Below are 14,139 nucleotides of genomic sequence, written 5' to 3' on the forward strand. Positions count from 1 at the left end.
GTCATGGACTTGCGTCTGTTGCGCTACTTCATGGCGCTGGCCGAAGAGCTGCATTTCGGCCGGGCCGCCACCCGCTTGCACATCTGCCAGCCACCGCTGAGCCAGCAGATTCGTTTGCTGGAGGAGGAGCTCGGCACGCCGCTGTTCGAGCGCAGTCATCACCGGGTCGAGCTGACCGCCGCCGGGCAAATGCTCAAGGAACAGGCGCCGCTGGTGTTCGAGCAGCTCAACCGTGCCCTGGACCTGACGCGGCAAACCGGCCGCGGCCAGTTGGGCAAGCTGGAAATCGGCATGATCAGTTCGGTGATGGTCGGTGTGCTGCCACGGGCCTTGCACCTGTTTCGCGAGCGTTATCCGCAGGTGTCCTGGCGCCTGCATGAGATGACGCCAGCGGCGCAGGTCAAGGCGCTCAAGGAAAAACGCATCGACGCCTGCGTGTTCCGGGTCGGCTATGACGATCCGCAGTTGCGCAATGAACTGCTGATCTACGAGCCGATCCGGGTGGTCATGCCGGTCGATCACCCGTTGGCCGCAAAACAGCTTCTGGCGCCTGCGGATCTGGCGCCCGAGCCGTTCGTGGCGCTGGAGCTCAAGCAATCGCGGTTTGCCGATTTTCTCTATCAGTGCTGCCTCCAGGCCGGATTCACGCCGCAGATCCGCCAGCAGGTAATCGAGGTACAAACCTTGCTCAGCCTGGTCCGGGCCGGTTTCGGCGTGGCCTTGTTGCCGGCATCCATCGAACAGATGGCCCCGGCAGGCCTGGTGTTCCGGCGTCTGACCCCGGCGTTGCCGGAGGTGCCGTTGTACGCCACCTACCGTGCGGACGATGATTCGCCGGTGCTCAAGCTGTTTCTCGATACGCTGCGGGAACTGGTCCTGCAAGACCGCAACAACCCTCCCCTGTAGGAGCTGCCGCAGGCTGCGATCTTTTGATCTTCGGCGCCAGCATCATTGCCAAAGATCAAAAGATCGCAGCCTGCGGCAGCTCCTACATTGGTCGCGTGCGCAGGCTGCACGATCATGAGCGCGTGTGGTCGTAGACTTCACAGGGTCACCATACTTGTGGAGTCGCAATGAGCCAGGACGTCCTGACCACGGAAACCAATCGCCGCCAGTTGCAGCAAATCATCGCCGGTCTGTCCGACGGCGTGATTCTGCTGGATCCCGACCAGAGCATCCTGTGGGCCAATGACGCGGCGCTGGCCATGCACGGCGTCGAGCAGATCAGCGATCTGGGCAGCAATGCCAAGGAATACGCCAGACAATTCGCCCTGCGCTATCGCAATAATCACGTCGTACCGGCCGACAGCTATCCAATCAACCGGTTGGCGCGCGGCGAGACCTTCAGTGATGTGCTGGTAGAGGTGACGTGCGAAGAGCGTACCTGGGTTCATCGCGTGCGCAGCCTGGTGCTGGCCGACAGCCGTGGCGAACCGGAATCGCTGGTGCTGATCATGGACGATGTCACCGACTGGGCCAGCGCCGAGCAACGCTTCGAGAAAACCTTCGCCGCCAACCCGGCACCGGCAGTCATCTGCCGCCTCAGTGATTTGCGCTACATCAAGGTCAACCCCGGATTTCTTGAAATGACCGGCTATGCCCGCGACCAGGTGATCGGCACTTCGACCTACGAGCTGGATGTGCTGGAGCAGGCCGAGAACAAGGATCTGGCCAAGCAGCGTTTACGCGAAGGTAGCACCATCCCGCAGATGCAGGCCCAGTTGCGCCTGGCCGATGGTAGCAGCAAGCAAGTGATCGTCGCGGGCCAGTCCCTTGAACTCCATGACGAAGCCTGCATGCTGTTTTCCTTCGTCGACATGGAACCCCGGCACAAGGTCGAAGTTGCCCTGCGCCAGAGTGAGGAGCGGTTTGCCAAGGCCTTTCGCCTGACTCCGGTGCCGACCATGGTGTGCAGCGCCAGCGATCAGGTAGTGATGGACGTGAATGACGCGTTCCTCGATACCTTCGCGTATTCCAGCGAAGAGGTGTTCGGCAAAACCATCGCCGAGATCGACTTCTTCCATGACAAAGGGGCGCGGACACGGCTCTTCACCGCCCTGGAGAAAACTGCAAGTTTGGACCGTGTTGACGTACGTCTGCGCAGGAAAGACAGCGAACTGATCGATTGCGCCGTTTCCGCCGACACCGTGAACATTCAGGACAGTCCTTGCTATCTGCTGGTAATGATGGACATCACCGAGCGCAAACGCACCGAGCTTGAGTTGGTGGCGGCCATTGAAGAGGTGATGAAGGATGCCTCATGGTTCAGTCGCACGCTGATCGAAAAACTCGCCAACGTGAAGAACGTCAACTCGCCGCAGTTACCCAGCGTGTCCTTTACCGACCTGACCGCCAGGGAGCGCGACGTGCTGGAACTGATCTGTGAGGGCCTGGCGGACAAGGAAATCGCCGCGCGCCTGAAACTGGCGACAAACACCGTGCGCAACCATGTCGCGACGGTCTATTCCAAACTCGATGTGCATAGCCGCAGCGAGGCGATTGTCTGGGCGCGCGAGCGTGGATTGTTTTCCAGTGCATGGCGCCCCAAGGGGCAACGGTAAGGTGCAAATGCACTACGCGATGGGGTGCAAACTCACGTTTTGGCAGGCAGGTGGCAGGCCTTAGGCTAAAAGCGGGTGAATGACATTTTCGGATCACTCCCCGCCCTTGGTCGCTAAAGGAACAGCCATGCACGACGAACGCACTACCAACGCAGTTGCTTGCCGCAGTGGGCTATCGCAATGATTCACGTGTCCCAGCTGCGCACGCAGCTAGAACGGACCTTTTCACCGCTGGCCTGTGAGTGCAATTTCACCGGCGATCATTCGTTGACCATCAAGCTCTACCACCCAGTGTCAGGCCAAGTCGATCTGGTGGTCAGCGGGTTGAACGTGGCCATGCTGCAAACCCCCGAATCGGTGGCCGCTCTCATCGACGAACTGCGATATGAGCTGCAGAGCAACAGCCTGCAACGCCCGGACCCGGTAGTGTAGGAATTGCCAGGTTTGCTATGTCTGGACGACTGAATACGCGATAAAAAGGTACAAAAGTGATTTTTCTGCAGCCCCGCCGTGAACTTTCCGGCGGTGTTCTGTTGTCACACAAATGTGTACATCCTTTTTCGCGGGTCATCCTATGAAAAGTCTTGGGAAACGCGTTTTCGCTCCTGTTGCACTCTGTGCCGTGATTCTCGGTGGCTGTTCCAGTCCGCCGCCACCTCCACCTGCTGCGCCACCCCCTCCGCCTGAAACCACCTGTCAGACCTCGGATAACACCCAGGTGATGGGCGAAGTGCGGGCGGAAGGGCAGGTGACGCGCGAAACCACCGTGACGCGGTGCGTCACACAGTAAAGATCCGGCAAAACGCAAATCCTGTGGGAGCGAGCCTGCTCGCGATGGTCGCCAACGATAACGATGGGAACCTGACTCCCCGTGGTTATCTCAGGTCCATCGCGAGCATGCTCGCTCCTACAGGGGGGGACATCACATCAGGACAGAAAACCGCCATCCACGTTCAGGGAAACGCCGGTGGTGTAGCTTGATGCGTCGCTCGCCAGGTACAGCACGGCGCCGGCCATCTCGCTTGGATCTGCCACACGCTTGAGCGGAATCTGCTGCAGCGCAGTGTTCAAGATCGCCTCATTCTTCACCAGCGCCGAAGCGAACTTGGTGTCGGTCAGGCCCGGCAGCAGGGCATTGCAGCGGATACCGAACTGCGCGCATTCCTTGGCGAACACCTTGGTCATGTTGATCACCGCCGCCTTGGTCACCGAGTAAATTCCCTGGAATATGCCGGGCGAGACGCCGTTGATCGACGCGACGTTGATGATGCTGCCGCCGCCGTTTTCGCGCATCAGCTTGCCGGCTTCCACCGACATGAAGAAGTAGCCGCGGATATTGACGTCGACGGTTTTCTGGAAGGCGCTGAGGTCGGTGTCCAGGACGTTGCAGAATTGCGGGTTGGTCGCGGCATTGTTGACCAGGATGTCCAGGCGCCCGAACTGTTCCTTGATGCCGGCGAAGACCTGGCTGATCTGCTCCATCTCGCCGATGTGGCAGGCGATGGCGGTGGCTTTGCCTCCGGCGGCGGCGATCGCGTCGGCCACGTGCTGGCAGCCCTCGAGTTTACGGCTCGACACGATTACGTGGGCGCCTTGCTGGGCCAGCAGTTTGGCGATGGCTTCACCGATGCCGCGGCTGGCGCCGGAGACGAAAGCGATCTTGCCGTCGAGGTCGAACAACTGAGTCTTGGACATGAGAGTTCCTTGTTATTGAGCCTGAATCGCTGTTCGTAGGAGCCAGGCTTGCCGGCGAAGGCGGCCTCAAGTACGCCTTCGCCGGCAAGCCTGGCTCCTACAAGAGGTGTGTTGTATCAGAGGCTGGATTTCTGGATGACCTGCAAGCTCATCTGCTCCAGCAGTTTGTTCATGTGAATGAACTGCGCGAAGCGTTTGTCCTGGGTCTGGCCATGGTAGAAGCGGTAGTAGATCTGCTGCACGATACCGGCCAGGCGGAACAGGCCATAGGTGTAGTAGAAGTCGAAATTGTCGATTTCAATGCCTGAACGCTGGGCGTAATAGTCAACGAATTCGCGACGGGTCAGCATGCCCGGGGCGTGGCTGGGCTGACGGCGCATCAGCTGTACCGGCGCCGGATCACTGGCTTCGATCCAGTAGGCGAGGGTGTTGCCCAGGTCCATCAGCGGGTCGCCCAGGGTGGTCAGTTCCCAGTCGAGCACGCCGATGATCTGCATCGGGTTGTTCGGGTCGAGGATGACGTTGTCGAAGCGGTAGTCGTTGTGCACGATGCTGGAGGTCGGGTGATCGGCCGGCATCTTGTCGTTGAGCCAGGCTTTCACCACTTCCCACTGCGGCGCGTCGGGGGTCAGGGCTTTCTCGTAGCGATCGCTCCAGCCTTTGATCTGCCGCGCCACGTAGCCTTCGGGTTTGCCGAGGTCGCCCAGGCCATAGGCGTTGTAGTCGACACGGTGCAGTTCGACGAACTTGTCGATGAAGCTCTTGCACAGGGCTTCGGTTTGCGCTGCGTCCAGCCCCAGTTCCGACGGCAGTTCGGAACGCAGGATGATGCCGTTGACCCGCTCCATCACATAGAACTCGGCGCCGATCACCGATTCATCGGTGCAGTGCACGTAGGCCTTCGGGCAATACGGAAAACCGTCGCGCAGTTGATTGAGGATGCGAAACTCGCGGCCCATGTCATGGGCGGACTTGGCCTTGTGACCGAACGGCGGCCGACGCAGGACGAACTCCTGTTCGGGGTATTCCAGCAAATAGGTGAGGTTTGACGCACCGCCCGGGAACTGGCTGATCCGTGGCAGGCCGCTCAAGCCCGGAATGTGGGCCTTGAGGTAGGGATCGATCAGGCTGGCATAGAGTTCTTCGCCAGTGCGGGTGCGGGTGGATTGGTCAGTAAGCGTCATGCTTATCCCTTCTGCTTATTCTGGAGGCCTGAAACTATTGGCTAATCTAATGCGCGTACCCGTCACCCACAACCTCGGACGGCCCTTATAGGTGAGCGTGTTGCCGGGCAATCATTGCTTTTGATACACCTGTTTGAATTGCCTTACTGGACGGCCTGCGTGACGGCTAGCGGTAGCTCGATGGGGGTCAGCACAGGCTGGCCGGAAAAAAACGCCACCAGGTTGCGGCCTACCAGTTCTACGGTGCTTTGGGTGGCCTCGGGGGAGAGTCCGGCCACATGCGGGCTCAGGATGACGTTCGCCAGGACCTTGAGAGCATCCGGCACCTTGGGCTCGGCATCGAAGACATCCAGCGCGGCACCGGCGATTCGCCGTTGCTCGAGCGCGGTGATCAGGTCGGCGGTGACCACCACGCTGGCACGGGCGATGTTGACGAAAAAACCGTTGGGTCCCAGGGCCTCGAGCACTTGTCGGTTGATCAGGTGCTTGGTGCCCAGGCCTCCCGGGGTGGCGACGATCAGGAAGTCCGAGGCTCGGGCCAGTTCGGTGGGCGTCGAGCAGAACTTGTAGGGCACATCGCTGCGGTGCTGGCGGTTGTGGTAACTCACGCTCATGTCGAAGCCCAGGGAGGCACGTTTGGCGATGGCCATGCCGACCGCGCCGAGGCCGAGAATGCCCAGGCGCTTACCGGCCAGGGAGGGGCGCATGATCTTTGGCCATTCACCCCGGCGTACGGCAGCATCGCAGCGGGGGATGTCGCGCACCAGCGACAGCAGCAACGACATGGCATGGTCCGCCACCGAGGAGGCGTTGACCCCGGCGCCATTGGTGACGGTGATGCCCCGGTCGGCAGCGGCTTGCAGGTCGACCTGTTCGAAGCCTGCGCCAATCACGCAGATGATCTTGAGGTTGGGCAGGGCGGCGATTTCATCGGCGTAGAGGCCAAGCGGGCCTCGGGTCAGGACGGCGTCGATCTGGCCGCTGTGCCGGGTGATGGCCTCGGCGCGCTCGGCGGGCGTGGGCGCCAGGATCAGGTGAAAGCCCTGATGTTCGAGAATGGGCAAGTAATCATTGATGGTTTCAACCAGTACCAGAACGGTTGCAGGCATGCTTTGCTCCTGTGGGCAGCGTAAAGTCGGGCTCGAACGTCGGTTGAGAGTGCTGGCTGCGGGAGCTTTTGGCAATCTTCCAAGCACCCGTCTTCGTAGCCATGCACCTCAGTGTAGGAGCTGGCGAAGCCTGCGATCTTTTTTGATGCGCCGAATGTTCAGGACCTCGCCGGAGGCTCTGTCAGAAAGGTCTGGGCCGCCTCGAGGATTTCCTCCGACAGGGCGTCGCCCCGGGTGGCCCGCGCCAGTGTCAGCGCGCCAACCATCAGCGAGTATTGCACCAGCGCCTGCTGCCGATTTTCACCGGCATCGTCCGAGTCCATCAGTTCGCCCAGGGCATCGAGCAGCCGGTTCAGGCCGGCCATGAACGGCTCGCGCAGGCCGCTGTCGGCGCGCTCGTGACACATGTCGCCGGCAAAGGCCACCACCGGGCAGCTTTCACCGGGGTTGTCGCGGCTGTAGACCGACAGGTAAGGCTCGATCAATGCCCGCCGCGCCGCCGCTTTGTCGTCGCCAGCGGTGATTCGTTCGCGCCATCGCGCGCCCACCTCTTTGAATGCCCGTTCGCTGGCCTCCCTGGCCAGCGCTTCCTTGGATTCGAAGTGACCATAGAAACCGCCATGGGTCAGGCCCGCCGCCGCCATCACGTCGACAACGCTGATCCCGTGCAGGCCGCGTTCGCGAAACAACCGTGTGGCGGCCTCGACGATGATTTCGCGGTTGAGGTCGGCTTGTTTGCGGGAAACGCGGGGCATGGGCGGCTCACAGGTCAATAAGTTGGCTATCAGAGTGCGTATTGGGCAATGCCATTGCCGAACGACCAGTTCTCTTTCTTCACTTCCACCAGATTAATGAAAACATCCTCCAGGCGCACGGCCAGTTGCGTGTTGAGGTTTTCGACGATGGTTTGATAGAGCAGCTTTTTCTGCTCCAGGGTTCGGCCTTCGCTCAGGGTGATCTGGATGACCACCAGGTTGTCGGTGCGCTGGATGCCCAGGTATTGCGGATCGAAGATGAAATGCTGTTCGTCGTGTTCGGCGAGGATCTGGAAGTTATCGTTTTCCGGCACGCCAATCGCGCTGCGCAGGGCGGTGTAGATCAGTTGCCCGACGCGTTTGGCGTAGGTGGGGTCCTGCTGTTTCTTGAGGTCGACGCGAACCAGTGGCATGGGATGACTCCGGAAGGTGGACAGGTTCATTAAAAATACATGATGACTGACCTTTATCAAGGGCGGCTCGGCGTTTGCCGATGAAACGATGCAAATCCCTGTGTGCGAGCCTGTGTGGCGAGGGGATTTAGCGAAACGTCGCACCGCCCCGTTCGGCTGCGAAGCAGTCGCAAAGTCAGACAACTCGGTGTGCCTGAAAGAATGCTGGGGCCGCTTCGCAGCCCAACGGGGATAAATCCCCTCGCCACAGGCTTGCTCCCACAGGGTTATGCATTGCTGGAAATTTCCCAATTGGAACCACCGTTCCTCACCTAAGTCTTTGCTTCTGTTCACTAATCCTCCAGAATCGCGCCCCTGTTTCGGCCAGGGCGCTGCCTGTCGGGTATTCCGACGCGTTCTGGCCGGGTGGCAAGTGACCGGAATGTGGAGATCCCACCGGATGAATGATCAGGCCAATAGCGTTAACGAACGCTTTGTAGCAGCGACACCCGCAACCCTTTCGAGCTGGAATCGCCAGGACACCACCTGGATGCTGGGCCTGTTTGGCACGGCGATTGGTGCGGGAACCCTGTTTTTACCGATCAACGCGGGCTTGGGTGGCTTCTGGCCGCTGCTGGTCCTGGCGGTACTGGCGTTCCCGATGACGTTCTACGCTCACCGCGGCCTGACCCGCTTTGTGCTGTCCGGCCGTGAAGGTGCGGACATTACCGAAGTGGTGGAACAACATTTCGGCATCAAGGCCGGTGCCGTGATCACGTTGCTGTATTTCTTCGCGATCTTCCCGATCCTGCTGATCTATAGTGTGGCCCTGACCAACACTGTGGGCAGCTTCCTTGAACATCAGCTGCACATCATGCCGCCACCGCGCGCGGTACTGTCGCTGGTGCTGATCCTTGGCTTGCTGGCGGTAGTGCGTTGCGGCGAGCAGATGATCGTCAAGGCCATGAGCCTGATGGTCTACCCGTTCATCGTCGCGCTGCTGTTCCTGGCGGTGTTCCTGATTCCACACTGGAACGGCGGCATCCTGACCACGGCCACCACGCTGCCTGAGCCATCGGCGTTGCTGCACACCCTGTGGCTGGCGATTCCGGTGATGGTGTTCTCGTTCAACCATTCGCCGATCATCTCGGCGTTCGCCGTGGACCAGAAGCGCCGATACGGCGAGCATGCCGAAGAACGTAGCTCGCAGATCCTGTCCCGGGCCCATGCGTTGATGGTGGTGATGGTGCTGTTCTTCGTGTTCAGCTGCGTGCTGACCCTGTCGCCGGCACAACTGGCCGAGGCGAAAGCACAGAACCTGTCGATCCTGTCGTACTTGGCCAACCACTTCAGCAACCCGACCATCGCCTTCGCGGCACCGTTGATTGCCTTCGTGGCCATCTCCAAGTCGTTCCTGGGGCACTACATTGGCGCCAGCGAGGGTCTCAAGGGCTTGATCGTCAAGACCGGCAAACGTCCAGCGCCCAAGACCCTGGACCGTATTGTTGCGGCGTTCATGCTGGTGGTGTGCTGGATCGTCGCCACGCTGAACCCGAGCATCCTCGGCATGATTGAAACCCTGGGTGGCCCGGTGATTGCGGCGATCCTGTTCCTGATGCCGATGTACGCCATCCGCAAGGTACCGGCGATGGCGCGTTATCGTGGCCAGGCGTCCAATGTGTTTGTGGTGGCCGTGGGCCTGGTGGCGATTTCGGCGTTGATCTATTCGCTGAAATCAATCCTTTGGGGGCTGTGAATCCGCTTTGATCGTTCCCACGCGCAGCAAAGGAATGCCTCAACGGACGCTCCGCGTTCAGCTTTGAAGGGACGCAGAGCGGCCCGGGATGCATTCCCACGCAGAGCGTGGGAACGATCGGCGACGCAGAACAGGCATAAAAAAACGCCGCCCATCTTACGATGGGCGGCGTTTTTTATTGCTGTGCAGCGTTAGGCTTGAACGACCGGGATGTTGGCGTTCGCAGCAACTTCACGGAACTCGGCAATCTGGTCGAAGGACAGGTAGCGGTACACATCGGCCGCCATGCTGTCGATCTTGCCAGCGTATTCCATATACTCCTCGACGGTCGGCAGGCGACCCAGGATGGAGGCCACGGACGCCAGCTCGGCCGAAGCCAGGTAGACGTTCGCGCCGTCACCCAGACGGTTCGGGAAGTTACGGGTCGAAGTCGACACAACAGTCGAGTTCGGCTCTACACGTGCCTGGTTACCCATGCACAGCGAGCAGCCTGGCATTTCCATGCGCGCGCCAGCCTTGCCGTAGATGCCGTAGTAGCCTTCTTCGGTCAGTTGGTGAGCGTCCATCTTGGTCGGCGGCGACAGCCACAGACGGGTTGGCAGCTGACCCTTGACCTGCTCCAGCAATTTACCGGCAGCACGGAAGTGACCGATGTTGGTCATGCACGAACCGATGAACACTTCGTCGATCTTCTCGCCAGCAACGCTGGAGAGCAGACGGGCGTCGTCCGGATCGTTCGGCGCGCAGAGCACAGGCTCCTTGACGTCGGCCAGGTCGATTTCGATGACTTCGGCGTATTCGGCGTCGGCATCGGCTTCCATCAGCTCAGGATTGGCGATCCAGGCTTCCATCGCTTGAGCACGACGTTCCAGGGTACGTACATCGCCGTAGCCTTCGCCGATCATCCAGCGCAGCAGGGTGATGTTGGACTGCAGGTACTCGGTGATCGAGTCTTTCGACAGCTTGATGGTGCAACCGGCAGCCGAACGCTCGGCCGAGGCGTCGGACAGTTCGAAAGCCTGTTCGATGCTCAGGTTGTCCAGGCCTTCGATTTCCAGGATGCGGCCGGAGAAGGCGTTTTTCTTGCCTTTCTTCTCGACGGTCAACAGACCTTTCTGGATGGCGAAGTAAGGAATCGCGTGAACCAGGTCACGCAGAGTGACGCCCGGTTGCATCTTGCCTTTGAAGCGCACCAGGATCGATTCCGGCATGTCCAGCGGCATGACGCCGGTGGCTGCGGCGAACGCGACCAGACCGGAACCGGCCGGGAACGAAATGCCCATCGGGAAACGGGTGTGCGAGTCACCACCGGTACCCACGGTGTCTGGCAGCAGCATACGGTTCAGCCACGAGTGGATGATGCCGTCGCCCGGACGCAGGGAAACGCCGCCACGGGTCATGATGAAGTCAGGCAGGGTGTGGTGGGTGGTCACGTCGATCGGCTTTGGATAAGCCGCGGTGTGGCAGAACGACTGCATGACCAGATCGGCCGAGAAGCCCAGGCACGCCAGGTCTTTCAGTTCGTCACGGGTCATTGGACCGGTGGTGTCCTGAGAACCCACGGTGGTCATTTTCGGTTCGCAGTAGGTGCCAGGACGCACACCGACTACGCCGCAAGCCTTGCCGACCATTTTCTGCGCCAGGGTGAAACCCTTGGTGCTTTCAGCTGGAGCTTCAGGCTTCTTGAACAGGTCGAACGGTGGCAGACCCAGTTCGGCGCGAGCCTTCTCGGTCAGGCCGCGGCCGATGATCAGCGGAATACGGCCGCCGGCGCGAACTTCGTCCAACAGGACCGGAGTCTTCATTTCGAAGGTGGTCAGGACTTCGTCGGTGCCGTGCTTGCAGACTTTGCCAGCATGCGGGTACAGGTCGATCACGTCGCCCATGTGCATGTTGGATACGTCGAATTCGATTGGCAGGGCGCCGGCATCTTCCATGGTGTTGTAGAAGATTGGAGCGATCTTGCTGCCGAAGCAGAAACCGCCGGCACGCTTGTTCGGAACATAAGGAACGTCGTCGCCGAAGAACCACAGAACCGAGTTGGTCGCCGATTTACGCGAAGAACCGGTACCAACCACGTCACCGACGTAGGCGATCGGGAAGCCGGCGTTGCGCATTTCTTCGATCTGCTTCATCGGGCCGGTGACGCCTTGTGCGTCAGGCACGATGCCGTCGCGAGCCATTTTCAGCATGGCCAGGGCGTGCAGCGGGATGTCCGGGCGGGACCAGGCATCAGGAGCAGGGGACAGGTCGTCGGTGTTGGTCTCGCCCGTAACCTTGAACACGCGCAGGCTGATCTTGTCGGCCAGGGTCGGGCGGTTCTTGAACCACTCGCCGTCAGCCCAGGACTGCAGCACGCCTTGAGCGTGAACGTTGCCGTTCTTGGCTTTTTCCGCGACGTCGTGGAAAGCGTCGAACATCAGCAGGGTGTGCTTGAGTTCTTCGGCGGCTACTGGCGCCAGCTCGGCGTCGTCCAGCAGGTTGACCAGGGTCACGATGTTGTAGCCGCCCTGCATGGTGCCGAGCAGTTCAACAGCGCGCTTCTTGTCGATCAGGGGGGATTTGGCTTCGCCCTTGGCGATGGCAGACAGGAAGCCGGCCTTGACATAGGCTGCTTCGTCCACGCCTGGCGGAATGCGATTGGTGATCAGGTCAACGAGGAATGCTTCTTCGCCAGCCGGGGGATTCTTCAGCAGCTCGACCAGGCCTGCAGTTTGTTCGGCGTTTAGCGGCTGGGGAACGATACCCAGTGCTGCGCGCTCTTCGATATGTTTGCGGTAGGCTTCAAGCACAGTTATTACCCTCATCAGTGGTCCCAAATGGGTGTCCGGGACGCTCATCCCGAAATTGCCGTACTCATGCGCTGCATGGCGTTGTGGGCCACTTAGCCAGAATTACCGACAATTCCTTACAGAAGCTGCTTTCAAAGTTTTACGCCTGCAGAACGGGAGCTGATGAGGGTTGGCGTCAGGCTTTTCCCCGCTGGAAAAACCCTTCGCCAACACCGCTCTGAAGGAACGACTGTGCTCGTGACGCTTTGAAAACAGCTTCTAACGGACATTGGCGCCTAAAAAGGCAGGCTGATTCTACGGCAAAAAAAAATTAAAGGTAAGTTGGCACCTGAAACTTTGAGGGGTGATCAATGTTAGACAAAGGGCTAACATGCCGTCCTGTTTTGCTTTTTCGCGTTTTGCCTACCTATGCCCAATCAGACCATCAAGACCCCCTGCGTCGGCCTTTGCTCCACTGTTTACGGTGATTTGGTGTGCCGTGGCTGCAAGCGCTTCCACCACGAAGTGATTCACTGGAACGGCTACAACGAGGAAGAGAAACGCGCGGTGTGGCTGCGTCTAGAGCAGTTGTTGTCCCAGGTGATGGCCGCCAAGGTGGAAATTTTCGACCCGGCGCTGCTGAGAATTCAGCTGGAGCAGCGCAAGATCCGCTTCGTGCCGCATCAGTCCGAGTATTGCTGGGCCTACCAGTTGATCGCTCGGGGCGCGCGGGTCATCAACGTTCTGGAAGCCTACGGGATGGTGCTGTTGCCGGAGTTTCGCGACTGGAACCTGCCGGAACTGCGCGATGCCATTGATCGGGAATTTTTCCTGCTCTCCGAGGCGCATTACCAGCGATATATCGCGCCGGGGTTCCTGAAAGACGCCTTTGGCGACTAATTTTAAAAGCTTCGCGAGCAGGCTCGCTCCCACATTTGGAATGCATTCCCCTGTGGGAGCGAGCCTGCTCGCGAAGACGGCCTGACAGGCGCGACGAATCTCAATGCTTTACCGCCAGCTCCTCAAGGTGATCCTCAACCTCCTGGGGTTTGAGTACCAACACATCGCTCTCCACCGCGTCGAGCACCACTTCCGCGGTATTGCCGATCAACGTCCCCGATAATCCGCTACGCGCCACGGTGCCGATCACCGTCACGGCCGCCTGCAGTTTGTGCACCATGAACGGAATCAGCACATCCGCCGGGCCCTCGGCGATGTGCAGGTGTTCGTTGTCGATGTCGAACTCGGCCTGGAACGCCGTGCATTGTTCGCGATAGCGCGCCTCGATGGTTTCGCTGAGCTGCAACGTTGGGTCGGCCGCCGACAGCATGGGCGACGGATGAGCACTGATCACATGCAGATGTGCCTTGGCCAGGCTGGCGATGTCATAGCCGTAATCGATGATGGTGTTGTGCAAATGGCGGTGTTCACTTTCCATATTGCCAACGTCGACGGCCGCCAGGATCACTTTGTCCTTCCAGGAACCGGCGGTTTTGACCAGCAGCACCGGGGTAGGGCAGTGGCGTAGCAGTTTCCAGTCCACCGGCGTCAGCAGGGCCTTTTTCAGTGAGCTGTCGGGGAAATGCTGCTTGACCACCAGCCCGCAGCCTTCGGCCTGCTGCACGTCGACGATGGTTTCGTGCAAGCTCTGGTTCCAGGCCTGCTCGGTGGTGACGCTGTAACCGTCCTCCAGCAACGCTGACTTGAGCACGCTGAGCATGGCGCTGTGATCATGCTTGGGATCACAGACCAGCAGGTGCAGGTGCGCCTGGGTCACGCCGGCGATCAGTTTGGCTCGTTTGAGCGCCAGGCTTTCCGAATGCTCGGGGTCGATGACCACCAGAATGCTGCGAATGGCTTGCATGATCGGGATCTCCTGAAAATGAAAAAGCACGGCGTTGCACAACTATAGTTCC

Annotated in this window: 12 protein-coding genes; 5 read left to right on the forward strand and 7 right to left on the reverse strand. The window is 59.9% G+C overall.

Features of this window, described 5'->3' with window-relative positions:
* The first annotated feature begins 3 nt into the window (after positions 1-3).
* The 3 genes from ACA054_RS13400 (at position 4) to ACA054_RS13410 (ending at position 2,993) form a co-directional block, all read left to right on the forward strand.
* Positions 4-906: a LysR substrate-binding domain-containing protein gene (locus ACA054_RS13400; RefSeq protein WP_497689809.1), complete on the forward strand. Its 903-nt coding sequence runs from the start codon at positions 4-6 to the stop codon at positions 904-906.
* A 167-nt stretch (positions 907-1,073) separates the two neighbouring features.
* Positions 1,074-2,561 (forward strand): helix-turn-helix transcriptional regulator, encoded by a 1,488-nt coding sequence (locus ACA054_RS13405; RefSeq protein WP_497689810.1) that lies wholly within the window; start codon positions 1,074-1,076, stop codon positions 2,559-2,561.
* 180 nt (positions 2,562-2,741) lie between these two features.
* Positions 2,742-2,993, forward strand: a complete 252-nt coding sequence (locus ACA054_RS13410) for a DUF1652 domain-containing protein (protein ID WP_497689811.1) — start codon at positions 2,742-2,744, stop codon at positions 2,991-2,993.
* Between the two features lie 495 nt (positions 2,994-3,488).
* Here ACA054_RS13410 and ACA054_RS13415 read toward each other — a convergent pair whose 3' ends face one another.
* From ACA054_RS13415 to ACA054_RS13435, 5 genes are all read right to left on the reverse strand, one after another.
* Positions 3,489-4,256 carry an SDR family oxidoreductase gene (locus ACA054_RS13415; RefSeq protein WP_497689812.1) on the reverse strand — a complete coding sequence of 256 codons (768 nt, stop codon included), beginning with the start codon at positions 4,254-4,256 and terminating at the stop codon, positions 3,489-3,491.
* Between the two features lie 116 nt (positions 4,257-4,372).
* Positions 4,373-5,440, reverse strand: coding sequence for a phosphotransferase family protein (locus ACA054_RS13420; protein WP_497689813.1), 1,068 nt, complete (start codon positions 5,438-5,440; stop codon positions 4,373-4,375).
* A gap of 143 nt (positions 5,441-5,583) precedes the next feature.
* Positions 5,584-6,549, reverse strand: a complete 966-nt coding sequence (locus tag ACA054_RS13425) for a 2-hydroxyacid dehydrogenase (protein WP_497689814.1) — start codon at positions 6,547-6,549, stop codon at positions 5,584-5,586.
* 158 nt (positions 6,550-6,707) lie between these two features.
* Positions 6,708-7,304: a TetR/AcrR family transcriptional regulator gene (locus ACA054_RS13430; protein ID WP_497689815.1), complete on the reverse strand. Its 597-nt coding sequence runs from the start codon at positions 7,302-7,304 to the stop codon at positions 6,708-6,710.
* Between the two features lie 29 nt (positions 7,305-7,333).
* On the reverse strand, positions 7,334-7,717 hold the full coding sequence (locus ACA054_RS13435; RefSeq protein WP_497689816.1) for a tautomerase family protein: 384 nt from the start codon (positions 7,715-7,717) through the stop codon (positions 7,334-7,336).
* A 439-nt stretch (positions 7,718-8,156) separates the two neighbouring features.
* Here ACA054_RS13435 and ACA054_RS13440 point away from each other — a divergent pair, with 439 nt between their 5' ends.
* Entirely contained in the window at positions 8,157-9,452 is a 1,296-nt protein-coding gene (locus tag ACA054_RS13440; RefSeq protein WP_497689817.1) for a serine/threonine transporter, read from the forward strand.
* Positions 9,453-9,643: 191 nt separating this feature from the next.
* Here ACA054_RS13440 and acnB read toward each other — a convergent pair whose 3' ends face one another.
* Complete coding sequence (gene acnB, locus ACA054_RS13445) at positions 9,644-12,244, reverse strand: bifunctional aconitate hydratase 2/2-methylisocitrate dehydratase (RefSeq protein ID WP_497690294.1); 2,601 nt, start codon at positions 12,242-12,244, stop codon at positions 9,644-9,646.
* A 408-nt stretch (positions 12,245-12,652) separates the two neighbouring features.
* Here acnB and ACA054_RS13450 point away from each other — a divergent pair, with 408 nt between their 5' ends.
* A complete protein-coding gene (locus tag ACA054_RS13450; RefSeq protein ID WP_497689818.1) occupies positions 12,653-13,123 on the forward strand; it encodes a DUF1289 domain-containing protein in 471 nt (156 codons plus the stop codon).
* 100 nt (positions 13,124-13,223) lie between these two features.
* Here ACA054_RS13450 and uspL read toward each other — a convergent pair whose 3' ends face one another.
* Positions 13,224-14,087 (reverse strand): universal stress protein UspL, encoded by an 864-nt coding sequence (gene uspL / locus ACA054_RS13455; protein WP_497689819.1) that lies wholly within the window; start codon positions 14,085-14,087, stop codon positions 13,224-13,226.
* Positions 14,088-14,139: the final 52 nt, after the last annotated feature.

This window comes from Pseudomonas sp. LBUM1653, assembly GCF_059716115.1.

Bases quoted from the DNA above. Each gene is read 5' to 3' on its own strand.
- ACA054_RS13400 (WP_497689809.1), top strand. From the start codon at position 4: ATGGACTTGCGTCTGTTGCGCTACTTCATGGCGCTGGCCGAAGAGCTG.
- ACA054_RS13405 (WP_497689810.1), top strand. From the start codon at position 1,074: ATGAGCCAGGACGTCCTGACCACGGAAACCAATCGCCGCCAGTTGCAG.
- ACA054_RS13410 (WP_497689811.1), top strand. From the start codon at position 2,742: ATGATTCACGTGTCCCAGCTGCGCACGCAGCTAGAACGGACCTTTTCA.
- ACA054_RS13415 (WP_497689812.1), bottom strand. From the start codon at position 4,256: ATGTCCAAGACTCAGTTGTTCGACCTCGACGGCAAGATCGCTTTCGTC.
- ACA054_RS13420 (WP_497689813.1), bottom strand. From the start codon at position 5,440: ATGACGCTTACTGACCAATCCACCCGCACCCGCACTGGCGAAGAACTC.
- ACA054_RS13425 (WP_497689814.1), bottom strand. From the start codon at position 6,549: ATGCCTGCAACCGTTCTGGTACTGGTTGAAACCATCAATGATTACTTG.
- ACA054_RS13430 (WP_497689815.1), bottom strand. From the start codon at position 7,304: ATGCCCCGCGTTTCCCGCAAACAAGCCGACCTCAACCGCGAAATCATC.
- ACA054_RS13435 (WP_497689816.1), bottom strand. From the start codon at position 7,717: ATGCCACTGGTTCGCGTCGACCTCAAGAAACAGCAGGACCCCACCTAC.
- ACA054_RS13440 (WP_497689817.1), top strand. From the start codon at position 8,157: ATGAATGATCAGGCCAATAGCGTTAACGAACGCTTTGTAGCAGCGACA.
- ACA054_RS13450 (WP_497689818.1), top strand. From the start codon at position 12,653: ATGCCCAATCAGACCATCAAGACCCCCTGCGTCGGCCTTTGCTCCACT.
- uspL (WP_497689819.1), bottom strand. From the start codon at position 14,087: ATGCAAGCCATTCGCAGCATTCTGGTGGTCATCGACCCCGAGCATTCG.